This window comes from Pseudoroseicyclus sp. CXY001, assembly GCF_041714655.1.
Classification (GTDB): domain Bacteria; phylum Pseudomonadota; class Alphaproteobacteria; order Rhodobacterales; family Rhodobacteraceae; genus Pseudoroseicyclus_A.
The window spans coordinates 1,828,188-1,841,524 of sequence record NZ_CP168219.1; the positions used below are offsets into that span (position 1 = coordinate 1,828,188).

The 13,337-nt window shown below is 68.8% G+C and carries 11 protein-coding genes; 6 read left to right on the forward strand and 5 right to left on the reverse strand.

Annotated features, from left to right (window positions below; translation table 11 throughout):
* Positions 1 to 3: 3 nt before the first annotated feature.
* Entirely contained in the window at positions 4 to 948 is a 945-nt protein-coding gene (locus ACAZ03_RS08850; RefSeq protein WP_373352815.1) for an ABC transporter permease, read from the reverse strand.
* Positions 949 to 1,122: 174 nt separating this feature from the next.
* Here ACAZ03_RS08850 and ACAZ03_RS08855 point away from each other — a divergent pair, with 174 nt between their 5' ends.
* Both ACAZ03_RS08855 and katG read left to right on the forward strand, forming a co-directional pair.
* On the forward strand, positions 1,123 to 1,875 hold the full coding sequence (locus tag ACAZ03_RS08855; RefSeq protein WP_373352817.1) for a GntR family transcriptional regulator: 753 nt from the start codon (positions 1,123 to 1,125) through the stop codon (positions 1,873 to 1,875).
* Between the two features lie 142 nt (positions 1,876 to 2,017).
* Positions 2,018 to 4,174, forward strand: coding sequence for a catalase/peroxidase HPI (katG, locus tag ACAZ03_RS08860; protein WP_373352818.1), 2,157 nt, complete (start codon positions 2,018 to 2,020; stop codon positions 4,172 to 4,174).
* Between the two features lie 117 nt (positions 4,175 to 4,291).
* Here katG and ACAZ03_RS08865 read toward each other — a convergent pair whose 3' ends face one another.
* Positions 4,292 to 5,770 carry an MDR family MFS transporter gene (locus tag ACAZ03_RS08865; protein WP_373352820.1) on the reverse strand — a complete coding sequence of 493 codons (1,479 nt, stop codon included), beginning with the start codon at positions 5,768 to 5,770 and terminating at the stop codon, positions 4,292 to 4,294.
* Positions 5,771 to 5,893: 123 nt separating this feature from the next.
* Positions 5,894 to 7,075 carry a mannonate dehydratase gene (gene uxuA, locus ACAZ03_RS08870; RefSeq protein ID WP_373352821.1) on the reverse strand — a complete coding sequence of 394 codons (1,182 nt, stop codon included), beginning with the start codon at positions 7,073 to 7,075 and terminating at the stop codon, positions 5,894 to 5,896.
* A gap of 132 nt (positions 7,076 to 7,207) precedes the next feature.
* Here uxuA and ACAZ03_RS08875 point away from each other — a divergent pair, with 132 nt between their 5' ends.
* Genes ACAZ03_RS08875 through ACAZ03_RS08890 form a run of 4 tightly spaced genes read left to right on the forward strand, consistent with a single transcriptional unit; the run spans position 7,208 to position 10,763 of the window.
* Positions 7,208 to 7,885: a GntR family transcriptional regulator gene (locus tag ACAZ03_RS08875; protein WP_373352822.1), complete on the forward strand. Its 678-nt coding sequence runs from the start codon at positions 7,208 to 7,210 to the stop codon at positions 7,883 to 7,885.
* A 47-nt stretch (positions 7,886 to 7,932) separates the two neighbouring features.
* Positions 7,933 to 8,901, forward strand: coding sequence for a C4-dicarboxylate TRAP transporter substrate-binding protein (locus ACAZ03_RS08880; protein WP_373352824.1), 969 nt, complete (start codon positions 7,933 to 7,935; stop codon positions 8,899 to 8,901).
* Positions 8,902 to 8,958: 57 nt separating this feature from the next.
* The gene (locus ACAZ03_RS08885) at positions 8,959 to 9,483 is read left to right on the forward strand and encodes a TRAP transporter small permease (RefSeq protein ID WP_373352826.1); all 525 of its coding nucleotides are present in this window, start codon (positions 8,959 to 8,961) and stop codon (positions 9,481 to 9,483) included.
* The gene (locus ACAZ03_RS08890) at positions 9,483 to 10,763 is read left to right on the forward strand and encodes a TRAP transporter large permease (RefSeq protein ID WP_373352827.1); all 1,281 of its coding nucleotides are present in this window, start codon (positions 9,483 to 9,485) and stop codon (positions 10,761 to 10,763) included. The genes ACAZ03_RS08885 and ACAZ03_RS08890 overlap by 1 nt, the downstream gene beginning before the upstream one ends.
* A gap of 80 nt (positions 10,764 to 10,843) precedes the next feature.
* On the opposite strand, the gene ACAZ03_RS08895 is transcribed toward ACAZ03_RS08890, so the two are convergent.
* Positions 10,844 to 11,761 (reverse strand): XdhC family protein, encoded by a 918-nt coding sequence (locus tag ACAZ03_RS08895; RefSeq protein ID WP_373352829.1) that lies wholly within the window; start codon positions 11,759 to 11,761, stop codon positions 10,844 to 10,846.
* Between the two features lie 76 nt (positions 11,762 to 11,837).
* Positions 11,838 to 13,292: a glycerol kinase GlpK gene (glpK, locus tag ACAZ03_RS08900; RefSeq protein WP_373352831.1), complete on the reverse strand. Its 1,455-nt coding sequence runs from the start codon at positions 13,290 to 13,292 to the stop codon at positions 11,838 to 11,840.
* Positions 13,293 to 13,337: the final 45 nt, after the last annotated feature.

The window sequence follows — 13,337 nt, forward strand, 5'->3', positions numbered from 1 at the left end:
CCCTCAGCCCCCTTCCGCGACGCGCGGGTCGAGAAGGCCTATCACCGCATCGGCGATCACATTGGCCGTCACATAGAGCCCGGTCGTCACCACCACGGCGCCCAGAAGCACCGGGAAGTTGCGGCTGATGACGGCGTCATAGGCGAGCGAGCCGAGCCCGGGGCGCGAGAACACCACCTCCACCAGCACGGCGCCGGAGAGGAGGTTGCCCATGCCGACACCGAGGACGGAGACGACGGGGACGACCGCGATGGGCAGCGCGAAGCGCAGCGCAATGCGCAGGTCGGAGACGCCATAGGCACGATAGGTGCGCACGTGGTTCTCGCTCAGGGTCTCGATCAGCGCGACGCGCACCAGCCGGGCGATATAGCCCACCCAGGCAAGCCCCACGGCCAGCGCCGGCAGGACGAGATGGCTGAGCTGGTCGCCGAGATCGCCCGGCTCCCCGGCGCCGATGGCCGGAAACCACCCGAGGGTCACCGAGAAGAGCATGAGCCCGTAGATCGCCATCAGGAAGGCCGGCAGCGCCACGACGGAGGTCGAGATCACGGCGACGATCCGGTCGGTCAGGCTGTTGGGCTTCAGGGCCGAGACGATGCCGAGCGGCAGGCCGATCAGGATGGCCCAGCCGAGCCCCGTGACCGCCAGCATCACCGTGCGCGGCAGGGCGGTGAAGACGAGATCGGCCACCGGGCGCTGGGTCAGAAGGTCATTGCCCATGTCGCCCCTGAGGATCTGCCCCAGGAAGCGCAGCGCCTGGAAGAAGAGCGGCTGGTCGAGCCCCATCCGCTCGCGGAAGGCGATCTTCTGCGCCTCGCTGGCGCGGGGGCCGAGCGCGATCGTCGCCGGGTCGCCGGGCACCGCATAGATCAGCAGAAACAGGACCAGTAGCGCGATGATGAGGACGCCGAGCCCCAATCCCACGCGCCGTGCCAGATATGCCCCCAAGGTCTTTCCCCTTCCCGGCCCCGCTGTCGCCGGCCCGTCTCGTTCAGATACTCACTGTGATATATTACGAGAAACATTGCCCGGGGGAGGGCAAGCCCTTAAGGCTGTTTGAGAGGGCATCGCGCCGCCCGGCGCCCGGTTTGTGGGCGGGACGACGGAGGGATTGGGGAGAGAATGAGCGGTCAGCGAACCGAGCGCGCCTATCAGCTGCAACCTCAGGATGAGGATGCGGCGGCCAAGGGCGCCTCTCTCGCCGATCAGGCCCATGCCGCGATTCGCCAGCGGATCATCAGCTGCGAGATGCTCCCGGGCTCGGAATTCATTGAGGCCGATCTGGCGGGCGAATTGCAGATGAGCAAGACCCCGGTGCGCGAGGCGCTTCTGCGCCTTCAGGTCGAGGGGCTGGTGCAGGCCATCCCGCGCCGCGGCTATCAGGTGACGCCGATCCACATCTCCGACATCGACGACATCTTCGACTTCCGCCTCGCCATCGAGGGGGATTGCGCAGCCCTCGCCGCCGAGCGCGCCGGCCCCGAGGCGATCGACGAGCTCGATTATCTGGCCGATGCGACCAATGCCGAGCAGCACAAGCTCGCCGGCAACGACATCGACAGGATCAGCGCCCAGAACCGGCTGAACAACGTCTTCCACGAAAGCGTGGCGCTGGCCGCCGGCAATGCCAGGCTCCACCGCACCGCCGTGCAGGTCCTGCGCGAGTTCGAGAGGTTCTTCTTCCTCGAATGGAACTCCCCCGCTCTCTACGCGCCCGACCACAAGGACCATTACGAGATCGTGCGCCACATCCGCGCCGGCGATGCGGCGCAGGCGCGGGCAACGATGGTCGGGCATGTCGACAGCTCGCGCCAGGCGCTCCTTTCCGTCCTGACCTCGCAGAGCCGCAGCCTCGGCTGGCTGACGCGGATCTAGGGCGGGGCACGGCGGCGGCTCCGGGCCCCTGCCCTCCCCCCTCACGCGACTTTCCGCCGTGACGGGCTTGCCTCCGGCTTCCCGAGCATTTTTATAGTGGTTCTAAATTCTCCCCCGATATTGCCATGAGGAGCCCAATCCGATGGACACCAAACAAGACACCGGCGGCTGCCCCGTCCATGGCGGCAAGCGTGGCCACAGCAATCGCGACTGGTGGCCCGAGGCGCTCGACATCGCCAAGCTCCACGCCAATTCGCCCCTCGCCGATCCGCTGGGCCCGGATTTCGACTATGCCAAGGAATTCCAGACGCTCGACCTCGATGCGGTGATGGCCGACCTCCGCGCCGTCATGACGGACAGCAAGGACTGGTGGCCGGCCGACTTCGGCCATTACGGCGGCCTCTTCATCCGCATGGCCTGGCACTCCGCCGGCACCTACCGGATCACCGACGGCCGCGGCGGCGCGGCGGCGGGGCAGCAGCGCTTCGCGCCGCTGAACTCCTGGCCCGACAACGCCAATCTCGACAAGGCGCGCCGGCTGATCTGGCCGATCAAGCAGAAATACGGCCGCAAGCTGAGCTGGGCGGACCTGATGATCCTCACCGGCAACGTCGCGCTGGAATCCATGGGCTTCAAGACCTTCGGCTTCTCCGGCGGCCGCGAGGACGTGTGGGAGCCCGAAGAGCTCTACTGGGGCCCCGAGGGCACCTGGCTCGGCGACGAGCGCTATTCGGGCGAGCGCGAGCTCGCCGACCCGCTCGCCGCCGTGCAGATGGGCCTCATCTACGTGAACCCCGAGGGGCCGAACGGCGACCCCGATCCGCTCAAGTCGGCGCATGACATCCGCGAGACCTTCTTCCGCATGGGGATGAACGACGAGGAGACCGTAGCGCTGATCGCGGGCGGCCATACCTTCGGCAAGACCCATGGCGCGGGCGACCCCTCGCTGATCGCCGCCGATCCCGAGGGATCGGAGATCGAGAGCCAGGGCCTCGGCTGGACCTCGAGCCACGGCACCGGCATGGGCGCCGACACCATCACCGGGGGCCCGGAAGTCATCTGGACGCAGACCCCCACGCAATGGGGCAGCCTCTTCTTCAAGAACCTCTTCGAGCATGAATGGGAGCTGGAGGAGAGCCCGGCCGGCGCCAAGCAATGGGTCGCCAAGACCGACATCGCCGACGTCCCCGCGCCCGACGAGGGCGGCGCGCCGCGCAAGCCGCGGATGCTGACCACCGACCTCGCGCTGCGCTTCGACCCGGAATACGAGAAGATCTCGCGCCGGTTCTTTGAAGACAATGCCGCCTTCGCCGATGCCTTCGCCCGCGCCTGGTTCAAGCTGACGCACCGCGACATGGGGCCGAAGGCCCGCTACGTCGGCCCGCTCGTCCCGGCCGAAGACCTGATCTGGCAGGACCCGCTGCCGGCGGGCGGCAAGGTGCTCTCCGACGCCGATGTGGCGCAGGTGAAGGAGCGGGTGCTGGCCTCCGGGCTTACCGTCTCCGAGCTGGTCTCGACCGCCTGGGCCTCCGCCTCAACCTTCCGCCGGTCTGACAAGCGCGGCGGCGCCAACGGCGCCCGCATCCGCCTTGCCCCGCAGAAGGACTGGGAGGTGAACCAGCCCGAGGTGCTCGCCAAGGTGCTTGGCGTTCTCGAGGGCATCGCCGCCGAGATGGGCGCTTCGCTGGCCGATGTGATCGTCCTCGCCGGGGCTGCGGCGGTCGAGAAGGCGGCGGCGGATGCCGGCGTCACCGTCACCGTCCCCGTCTCCACCGGCCGCGTCGATGCGGGCGAGGAGCATACCGACGAACAGAGCTTTAAGGCGCTCTGGCCGCGGGCCGACGCCTTCCGCAACTGGCTTTCGGGCCGGCAATTCATGGAAGCCGAAGAGGCGATGGTCGACCGGGCGCATCTTCTCGGCCTGACGGCGCCGCAGATGACGGCGCTCCTCGGCGGGATGCGCGTCCTCGGCGGCAATGTGGGCGATGATCCGCGCGGCGTCTTCACGCATCGCCCGGGGGTCCTCTCCAACGACTTCTTCCTGAACCTGCTGACGATGGACACCGTCTGGCAGAAGACGGCCGAAGGTGACTACGAGGGCCGCGACCGCGCCACCAACGAGCCGAAATGGACGGGCAGCCGCGTCGACCTGATCTTCGGCTCGCATTCGCAGCTTCGCGCGCTGGCGGAGGTCTATGCCTGCGACGACAGCCTCGAGAAGTTCGTCCACGATTTCGTGGAGGCCTGGACGCAGGTGATGGAGGCCGACCGCTTCGACCTCGACCGCGGCGCCAACTGAGCGCTCCGGCAGACAGACATGGAAAGGGCCGCCCCTCGGGGCGGCCCTTTTGCTTGGGGGAGAGGCCGGGGACCAGCACCCGGCATATCTCCGGCCAGATGAAGGGGCCGGGCCTTTTCAGTGGCCGCCGTGATGGGCGGGCGGGCCGCCCATGTCCGGCGGGCGGCGGACGAAGAAGCCGGCCACGATCAGCCCCAGCGAGATGATCGCGGCGGCGAGGAAGCCGGCGTGCAGCCCCTCCGCCGTCGCCGGCAGCGCGTCCACCCCCGAGGCCAGCGCATTGCCCGTGCGGATCGTCATGATCGAGACGAAGAGCGCGATGCCCGCCGCGCCGGATACCTGCTGCGCCGTGCCGAGCACCGCCGAGCCGTAGCTGTAGAGCTTCGGCGGCAGCGAGCCGAGCGACGAGGTGAAGAGCGGCGTGAAGAGAAGCGCCAGGCCGATGGACAGCACCACATGGCCGCCGAGCACGACGAGGATCGGCGTGTCCATCCCGTAGCTCTGCATCGTCCAGAGCGCGCCGGAGACGAGCACGGCCCCCGGGATCACCAGCTTGCGCGCGCCGATCCTGTCGAAGAGCCGCCCGACTATGGGCGCCATGAGCCCCATGACGAGCCCGCCGGGCAAGAGGAGCAGGCCCGACGACAGCGCGGAAAGCCCGAGGACATTCTGCATGTAGAGCGGCAGCAGGATGATCATCCCGAAGAGCGCCATCATCGCGAGGCACATCATGGCGACGGAGACGGAGAAGACGCGGATCTTGAAGGTCCGCAGGTCGAGGAGCGCCCGGTCCTGCGGCGCCAGCACGATCTGCCGCCAGATGAAGAGCGCCAGCACGACGCCGCCCACAACCAGCGGCACCCAGAGCGGCACCAGCGCCTCATGCGTCGGCGCGAGGCTCTCGCCGATGGACGACAGCCCGTAGACCAGCCCGCCGAAGCCGATGGCCGACAGCGGCACCGACAGAAGGTCGAGCTTCGGCCGCCGGGGTTCGGTGACGTTCACCAGCTTCAGCGCACCGAGAAGCAGCGCCGCAAGACCGATCGGCAGGACGATCCAGAACATCCAGCGCCAGTGCAGGTAGTTGAGGATGATGCCCGAGATCGTCGGCCCGATGGCCGGCGCGACGGAGATGACGATGGAGATATTGCCCATGGTCTGGCCGCGCTTCGCGGGCGGGACCAGGGTCATGACCGTGGTCATGAGAAGCGGCATCATCATCGCCGTGCCCACCGCCTGCACGACCCGCCCGCCGATCAGCATCGGCAGACCCGGCGCCAGCGCGCAGATGAGCGTGCCGAGCGAGAAGAATCCCATGGCGGCGAGGAACACCGGCCGGGTGTGGAACCGCTGCAGCAGGAAGCCGGTGATCGGAATCACGACCGCCATGGTCAGCAGGAACGCCGTCGTCAGCCATTGCGCGGCGCTGGCGGTGACGCCGAGATCCGACATCAGCCGCGGCAGCGCCACGGACATGATGGTCTCGTTGAGAATCACCGTGAAGGCAGAGACGAGCAGAAGCCCGATCACCAGCGAGTTGCGGGCGGAATCGTCGGGTCCGTCCGGGGCGGATGCGTTGGTATCAACCGTTGTCATGGGACATCTCTAAATGCGAATGGCCGGGAGAGTCCGGCCATGGCGTGCTGCCTCGCCCGCACGGCCCGGGAAGTCAAGCCGCGGCGCCCCTGCCCTCCGCGGAATTTCGCCCTTGGCCCTCGCTCAGCGCGACAGCGCGGCGATGGCGCCCCGAAGCTCGGCGAGGCCGACATGGCGGCCGACGAGCGGATAGCCGGGCTGGGCGCGGCGGCGCGAATCGTCGGACATGTCGAGCCCGTGGTCGGGGCGGTAGGGGATCGAATGGTCCGTGCGGCCCTCGGAGCGGCGGCGGGCCTCTTCCGCGAGGATCGCCTTGATCAGCGCGAGCATGTCGACATCGCCGGTCAGATGGCCGGATTCGTGGAAGGTGCCCTCGGGGCCGGCGCCGTCGCTGCCCTCCCGCGCTACATTGCGCAGGTGGATGAAGGGCACGCGGTGGCCCCAGCGGCGCATGATGGCGGGCAGGTCGTTGTCGCCCCGCGCGCCGAGCGAGCCGGAGCAGAGCGTCATGCCGTTGGCCGCCGCATCGACGGCAGTCAGGACGGCGGCGTAATCCGCCTCCGTCGACATGATCCGTGGCAGGCCGAGAAGCGGGAACGGCGGGTCGTCGGGATGGCAGCAGAGCCGCACGCCGAGGCTCTCGGCGACGGGCACCACCTCTTCGAGGAAGGCGATCAGATGGGCGCGGAGGCCTTCCGGCCCCAGATCGGCATAGGCGGCGAGCTCGTCGCGGAGCTTGGCGAGCGAAAGGCCCTCGGGCTCCCCCGGCAGGCCGAAGAGGATGGCGCGGGTGAGCTGATCGCGGGCGGCCTCGTCCATGGCGGCGGCGCGGGCTCCCGCGGCCTCGGCAATGTCATCGGGATAGGAGGCCCCTGCCCGCTCAAGCACATGCAGGTCGAAGGCGGCGAAATCGACATAGTCGAAGCGCATGCAGGTGGCGCCGGAAGGCAGCGGCCAGGCGAGGTCCGTCCGCGTCCAGTCGAGGACCGGCATGAAATTGTAGCAGATCACCTCGATCCCTGCCCGGGCGAGGTTCTCGAGGCTCGCGCACCAGGTGGCGATGTGATCGCGCCATGGGCCGGTCTGGCGCTTGATTGCCTCGCTGACCGGCAGCGATTCGACGACCTCCCAGTTCATGCCGCCGGCACGGACCTCCGCCTGGCGCCTGGCGATCTCTTCCGGTGTCCAGAGTTCGCCGGGGCGCAGGTGGTGGAGGGCCGAGACCACGGCGGGCACGCCGGTCTGGCGGACATCCTCGATGGAAACCGGGTCCTGCGGCCCGAACCAGCGCCAGCTCTCGCGCATGAAATCTCCCCCCGTCCCAACACCTTGCGGCCCGTCTCTCGCCTATGGCTTTTCGCCTCTGCGGGCGGAGCCGTCCAGCACATTGTTGACTAGTATGGTAGAATGGTGCAACCACGACGTCAGGGAGTGAGGATGACAATTCAACCGGACCAGCGTGCGCTCGACGACAGCCAGCCCATCGGCGGCCAGCTCTACGACATGCTGCGCCTGCGCATCGTGCGGGGCGAGCTGGCGCCGGGGATGCGCCTGTCGGAGGCCGGGGTGGCGGCGGAATTCGCCATCTCGCGGCAGCCCGTCCGCGAGGTGTTCATCCGCCTCGCCGAGGACGGCCTGCTGGAGATCCGGCCCCAGCGGGGCTCCATCGTTCCCAAGATTTCCCGCCAGCGGGTGGAGGAGGCGCGCTTCGTGCGCGAGGCCATCGAGGCCGATGTCGTCAAGCTCGCCGCCCGGGCGCTCGCGCCCTCGGCGCTGCAGGAGCTCGACGCCCTCCTCGCCCGGCAGGAGGCGGCGGCGGATGTCCATGCCTTCGTCGAGCTCGACGATGCCTTCCACCGGGCGCTGGCCGAAGGCGTCGGCCGGGCCCATGCCTGGGCGGTGATCGAGACGCTGAAGGCGCAGCTCGACCGGGTGCGCTACCTCAGCCTCACCCGCTTCCCCAAGGCGAAGCTCATCGGCCAGCACCGCGCCGTGGTCGAGGCGATCCGCGCCGGCGATGCCGCCGCCGCCGAGACCGCCATGCGCACGCATCTCAATACCATCGTCGACGATCTGCCCGTGATCGCCGCCGAGAACGAGACCCACTTCACGTGAGGACAAGCGGGGGGAGAGAGCCCCGCACCAACAGGAGGAGACCCATCATGAAACACCTGACCGCTGCCAGCGTCCTGGCCCTCTGCGTCGGCTCCGCCGCGCTCGCCCAGGATTTCACGCTCAACATCAACACGGCCCTCGCCACCTCCGACCCGCTCTATGCCGGGCTCGAGGCGCTGCGCGACAATGTCGCCGAGGCCTCAGGCGGCCAGCTCGCAATCGTGCTCTACCCCAATTCGCAGCTCGGCCCCGATGAGGACGTGCTCGAGCAGGCCCGCGCCGGCGCCCCCGTGGCCGTCGTCGTCGATGGCGGCCGGCTCGCCGTCTATCAGGAAGAGATGGGCATCCTCGGCGCGCCCTTCCTCGCCTCCGGCTACGAGGGCATCCGCAATGTCGTGACCTCGGATGTCTTCCAGGGCTGGGTCGACGAGATGGCCGACACGTCCGGACTGCAGGTGCTCAGCTTCAACTGGTGGCAGGGCGAGCGGCACCTTCTGACCAACAAGGCGATCACCGGGCCGGAGGACCTCGCCGGCATCCGCATGCGCACCCCCGGCGCGCCGGTCTGGATGGGCACGATCGAGGCGATGGGCGCGACGCCCACGCCGATGCCCTGGGCCGATGTCTATTCGGCGCTGTCGTCGAATGTCATCGACGGGGCGGAGGCGCAGTTCCCCGCCATCGTCGGCGCCAACCTGCAGGAGGTGATCGACCACGTCACCAAGACCGGCCACATCAACCTGATCACCGGCCTCGTGACCTCGGCCCAATGGTTCGACACGCTGCCGGAGGATCTGCAGGCGATCCTGCTGGAAGAGAGCCTCAAGGCCGGCGACATCGCGTCTTACGGCACGCAGGACAGCCTCGACGCCATAGAGCAGCAGCTCGTCGATGCCGGCGTGACGGTCGACGAGATCGACACCGCGATCTTCCGCGACGCCACGGCGAAGGTCTACGACGACCTCGGCTATGGTGACCTGCGCGACCAGGTGCAGGCGATCGCCGCCGGCAACTGACGCGCGAGATGGCGCGGCGGGCTTTCGGGCCCGCCGCCTGACCCGTCGGGAGGGGGAATGCAAAAGCTCTACACCCGCGCCGAATTCATCACCGGCGCGCTGATCCTGTCGGCCATCACCGGGCTGGTCTTCGTGGCAGCCGTGATGCGCACCTTCGGGCATCCGCTCGTCTGGTCGGTCGACCTCGCGCAGCTTCTCTTCATCTGGCTCTGCTTCATCGGCGCCTGCCGGGCGCTGCGGCAGCGCGCGCATCTGGGCGTCGATCTCGTGATCCGGCTCCTGCCCTATCGCGCCCGCCGCTGGGTCGAGACCGGGATCGCAATCCTGACGCTGGCCTTTCTGGCCGTCCTCGCCGTCGAGGGCGTGAAGCTCACACTTCTCAACATCGAGCGGCAGTTCGGGGATTCCGGCCTCTCTTACGCCTGGGTGACCATCGCCGTGCCGGTAGGCTCGCTGCTCTTCGCCGGCAACATCATCGCCAATCTGGTGGATGCCTGGCGCTCCACCGACCGGCTGGTCTTCGACCGCAACCTTCCGCCCGACGCCGCCATGGCCGTCGAGGGCCGGACGGAGACGATCTGATGGGGATGATCTCGCTGGTCTTCGTGATCCTGATGGTGCTCGGCGCCCCCATCGCCATCGCCATCGGCATGGCGGGCTTCACCTTCTTCCTTGAATCGGACGTGATGCCGCTCTCCATCGCCGTGCAGAAGATCGCGACGGTGAGCCAGAGCTTCCCGCTCCTCGCCGTGCCCTTCTTCATCTTCGCCGGCCACCTGATGAACGAAAGCGGCATCTCCGAGCGGCTCTTCCGCTTCTCGCATGTCGCGGTGAGCTGGATGGCGGGCGGGCTCGCGCAGGTCTCGATCATCCTCTCGACGCTGATGGGCGGCGTCTCCGGCGCCGCCGTGGCCGATGCGGCGATGGAGGCGCGGGTGATCGGGCCGCAGATGCTGGCCCAGGGCTATTCCAAGGGATTCACCGCCGCCGTCATCGCGCTGTCGTCGCTCATCACCGCCACCATCCCGCCGGCCATCGGGCTGATCCTTTACGGCTATGTCGGACAGGTCTCCATCGGGCGGCTCTTCATGGCCGGCATTGTGCCGGGCCTTCTGATGATGACCTTCCTCATGATCGCCGCCTGGGCGATTTCGCGCCGGCGCGGCTATCGCGACCCCGAGGCGGTGAAGCCCACCGCCCGCGCCCTCGGCCGCGCGGCCTGGGATGCGAAATGGGCGCTCCTGTTCCCCGTGCTGCTGATCGTGTCGATCCGCGGCGGCATCTTCACGCCCTCCGAGGTCGGCGCCTTCGCCGTCGTCTATGCGATCCTCGTCGGCACGCTGGGCCACCGCGAGATGACCTTCGCCAGGCTGAAGGCCGCCATCGGCGATGCGCTCTCCGACATCGGCATGGTGATGCTCATCATCCTCTTCTCGGGGATGCTCGGCTTCGCCATCATCTTCCTGCGGGTGCCGCAGGAGGTGGCGGACACGCTGCTCACCGGGCTGCAGAACCCCATCGTCATCGTCACCGTCGTGCTCGCGGCGCTCTTCGTGGCGGGGCTCTTCATCGAGAGCACGATCCTCGTGCTGCTGCTGACACCGATTCTCGTGCCGGTTGCCAAGGCCGCCGGGGTCGACCCGGTGCACTTCGGCATCCTCATGATGACCATTGTGACGCTCGGTTCCATGACCCCGCCGGTGGGGGTGGCCATGTATACAGTTTGCTCACTGCTCGGTGTGCGGGTAGAGGATTACGTGAAGGAATCTCTACCGTTCTTTCTGGCGATCTTCCTCGTGGTGGTCGTCATACTGTTCTTCCCGGGCCTCGTCCTCTTCCTCCCGAACTGGATGTTTGGCTGACAAAGCCGGGGAGATGCCGGTCGGCGTGCCTCCTCGCGCCGGCCGGCGCCTAGGCATCTTCCGCGAAAGATCCCTGCCCCTCACGCCTCGGCGAGCACCTCGGCGAGGACGGAGACCGCCAGCGTCCGCGCATCCCGCGCCGACCGCACGAGGCCGATGGGCCCTTTGAGCCGCTCAAGGTCGCCCGCGCTCGCGCCGAGCGCCTGCAGCTCCATGTCCCGCAGCCCCCGTGCCCGCTGGCTGCCCTGAGCGCCGATATAGAACGCCGGCGTCTCCAGCGCCGCCTTGAGGATCGGCGGCTCCCAGTCGTGGTCGTGGAAAAAGAGCACGATGGCCGAGCGGTCGTCGGGGCGGATGTCGTCGGGCATCTTCGGGCCGGTCAGGTGGCGCGTGGCGGCGCCCGCCGCCTCGGCCATCGCCAGCGTCTCGTCGTCGGAGGTCAGCACCATCGCCGGATAGCCGGCGGAGCGGACGAGCGCCGCGAAGCTCGAGGTCTCCGGACCCTTGCCGAAGATGTAGAAGGCAATCTCCGGCGCGATATGCACGGCGAAACGCCCGCCCTGCCAGCCGGTCTCGCCCTCCCCGAGCGCCATCGCGCCGGTTTCGGCATCGACGAGCAGCGTCACCGGGCGCCGGGCGGCCCAGGCCTCGGCCACATCACGCAGCACCGCGCGGTCGGGCTCTGGCACGAGCAGCACATCGAGCCCGCCGCCGCAGGGCAGCTCGATGTCCTTGAAGGGCGAGCCCTGCCCGTAGCGCACCTGCGCCGGCCGGCCGTTCGCCCGCGCCTCCTCCGCATGGAGCGTGATGTCGGCCTCGACGCAGCCGGAGGAGAGCGAGCCGGCCCGGCGCTGGCCGTCCATCACCGCCATCATGGCGCCGATGGGCCGGTAGGAGGGCCCCTCCGTCCCGGTGATCAGCGCCAGAATGCCCGGCGCCTCCGCCTCCAGAAGCGCGTGGACGGGGCCGATGACGGAGGGCGCGGTGAGGGCTTCCATGGGGTCTCTCGAGAGGAAGGGGTGTTTACGTTGATATCATCTATTCCCGCCTGCGCCAGCTTCAACTGGCGCCGCCTTAGCGGATCGTCCGCGCGACGGCATCGGCCCAGGCGGCGCGGCGCTCGTCGCGCACGGGCGCGTCCATCTGCGGCTCGAAGCGCTCGTCGAGCTGCCAGGCCTCGGCGAAGCCTTCCTGATCGGGCCAGGCGCCCACCGCCTGCCCCGCCAGCCAGGCGGCGCCGAGCGCCGTCGTTTCCTGCACCACGGGCCGGTCGACGGGGGCGCCGAGGATGTCGGCGAGGAACTGCATGGTCCAGCCGGAGGCGCTCATGCCGCCATCGACTCGCAGCACCGTCTCGCCCATCTCGGGCCAGTCGGCGCGCATTGCCTCCATGAGGTCCGCCGTCTGGTAGCCGACGCTCTCGAGCGCCGCCCGGGCGATCTCCGCCGGGCCGGAATTTCGGGTGAGACCGTAGAGCGCGCCGCGCGCCTCCGGCGCCCAGTGCGGGGCGCCGAGCCCGGTGAACGCCGGCACGAGGATCAGCCGCTGGCCCTCGTCGGCCGTCTCGGCGAGGGGTGCGGCCTCCGGCGCCGCTTCGATGATCTTCAGCCCGTCGCGGAGCCACTGCACCACCGCGCCGGCGATGAAGATCGAGCCCTCGAGCGCATAGGTCACCTCGTCGCCGAGCTGATAGGCGATCGTGGTTAACAGGCGGTTATCGGAGCGGACGGGCTCCGCCCCCGTGTTGAGCAGCGCGAAGCAGCCTGTGCCATAGGTGCTCTTCATCATGCCGGGCCGGAAGCAGGCCTGCCCGAGCGTCGCCGCCTGCTGGTCGCCCGCCACGCCGCGGATCGGGATGGTGCCGCCGAAGAGCCGCGTCTCGCCGAAATCGGCATCGGAGGCGCGGACATCGGGGAGCATCGTGAGGGGGATGCCGAGCCGGGCGCAGATCTCCTCGTCCCAGGCGCCTTCATGGATGTCATAGAGCATCGTGCGGCAGGCGTTAGTGGCGTCGGTCGCATGGGTCCGGCCCTCCGTGAGGTTCCAGATCAGCCAGGAATCGACGGTGCCGAAATGCAGCTTGCCGGCCTCGGCCCTGGCGCGGGCGCCGTCCACGTTGTCGAGAAGCCAGGCGAGCTTGGTCCCGCTGAAATAGGGGTCGATGATCAGCCCGGTGCGGGCAGTCACCGCCTCCTCCAGCCCCTCATAGCGCAGCGTGCGGCAGAGTTCGGCAGTCCGGCGGTCCTGCCAGACGATGGCATTGTGGATGGGCGTTCCGTCCTCGTCCCATACGATGACGGTCTCGCGCTGGTTGGTGATGCCGATGGCGGCGGCGGTCTCGCCGGCGAGGGCCTCCTTCGCGGTGGCGAGCGTCGTCTCCCAGATCTCCGCCGCGTCGTGCTCGACCCAGCCGGAGCGCGGGAAATGCTGGCGGAATTCCTTCTGCGCGATGCGCCCGGGGGCGCGGTCATCGCCGAAGAGGATCGCGCGGCTGGAGGTGGTGCCCTGATCGAGCGCGAGGATGCTCATCGGCAGGGATTCCAGGGGCTTGCGCGGCGGTCTTGATGTAATCTC